The organism is Kitasatospora sp. NPDC059827, from assembly GCF_042731675.1.
In the GTDB taxonomy this organism is placed as follows: Bacteria; Actinomycetota; Actinomycetes; order Streptomycetales; family Streptomycetaceae; genus Kitasatospora.
This window is the reverse complement of record NZ_JBHWIV010000036.1, coordinates 1-1,258: the sequence shown is the minus strand read 5'-3', so window position 1 is coordinate 1,258 and position 1,258 is coordinate 1. Positions and strand designations below refer to the sequence as shown.

The 1,258-nt window shown below is 70.7% G+C and carries 2 protein-coding genes; one reads left to right on the top strand and one right to left on the bottom strand.

Translation table 11 applies throughout. The features are described 5' to 3' along the window. Window positions 1-138: 138 nt before the first annotated feature. Window positions 139-612 (bottom strand): thioredoxin-dependent thiol peroxidase, encoded by a 474-nt coding sequence (gene bcp, locus ACFV8H_RS22550; protein WP_375883119.1) that lies wholly within the window; start codon window positions 610-612, stop codon window positions 139-141. A gap of 156 nt (window positions 613-768) precedes the next feature. Between bcp and ACFV8H_RS22545 the strand changes: the two genes are divergently transcribed. After that, window positions 769-1,110, top strand: a complete 342-nt coding sequence (locus ACFV8H_RS22545; RefSeq protein WP_380402743.1) for a DUF3618 domain-containing protein — start codon at window positions 769-771, stop codon at window positions 1,108-1,110. The last annotated feature ends 148 nt before the right edge of the window (window positions 1,111-1,258 follow it).

Below are 1,258 nucleotides of genomic sequence, written 5' to 3'. Positions count from 1 at the left end.
CTCCGGGGGGGCGGTTGCCCCCGGGGCGAACGGGGGTGCGGGGCCCGTTCGCGGCCAGACCCCGGGGGGGGGGGGGGGGGGGGGGGCCCCCCCGGGGGGGGGGGGGGCCCCCCACCGCTTCGTTCTCGTGCGGGAGGCTCAGGCCTCGACCTTGAGGTCGCGCAGCAGCTTGGCGACGTGCCCGGTGGCCTTGACGTTGTAGAGGGCGCGCTCGACCTTGCCCTGCTCGTCCACGACGATCGTGGAGCGGATCACGCCCTGGTAGGTGCGGCCGTAGTTCTGCTTCTCGCCGTAGGCGGCGTAGGCCTCCAGGACCTTGTTGTCCGGGTCGGAGAGCAGGGTGACCTTGAGGTCCTCCTTCTCGCGGAACTGGCCGAGCTTCTCCGGCTGGTCCGGGGAGATGCCGATGACGTCGTAGCCGGCGCCCGAGAGGACCGCCAGGTTGTCGGTGAAGTCGCAGGCCTGCTTGGTGCAGCCGGGGGTGAGCGCCTTCGGGTAGAAGTAGACGATGACCTTGCGGCCCAGGTGGTCGGCGAGCGAGACCTGGTTGCCGTCGGCGTCGGACAGGCTGAATGCGGGTGCGGTGTCGCCGGGCTGGAGACGCTCAGTCACGGTCGTACTCTCCTGGAGGCTGGGACGGACGGTCGTACCACGGCAAACTTACCTCCGTTGGTGGGTGGGGCCGCGCGCCCGTGCGTGGCAGCTGACAAACTGGGTTGGTCGCAGAGGACGACAGGACTACATCGGCAAGTGAATGGGGTGGCCCGAGTGGGCGACGCGAGCACGCAGGACAAGCCGGCGCGGACGGCTGCGCAGATCGAGGCGGACATCGAGCGCACCCGTGACCGGCTGGCGTCGAACCTGGACGAGCTGGCCGTGCGGATCCACCCGAGCACCATCTCCGCGCAGGTCAAGGCGAAGGCGATGGCCACCGTCGAGGAGAAGACGGCCCGGGCGTACGTGGCCGCGAACGGCCTGGTGGAGAAGGTCAAGGCGCAGTTCCTGGACGAGAAGGGGCAGCCGCGCAAGGAGCGGATCGTCCCGGTCGCACTGGTCGGCCTCGGCCTGGTGGTGCTGCTGTCCTCCTCGCGCAAGCGCCGCGAGGACTGAGCAGGGGGCTGGGCACCGGATCGGGCAGGACGTCCGGAGGGGCCGGGGCGCCCAATGGCGTGCCCGGCCGTGTGCAATCCGGGCCAGCGTCAAGCGCCCCGCCCGGGGGCGGTAACGTGGGGACCCGGTGTTAGAAAGAAGAAACCAC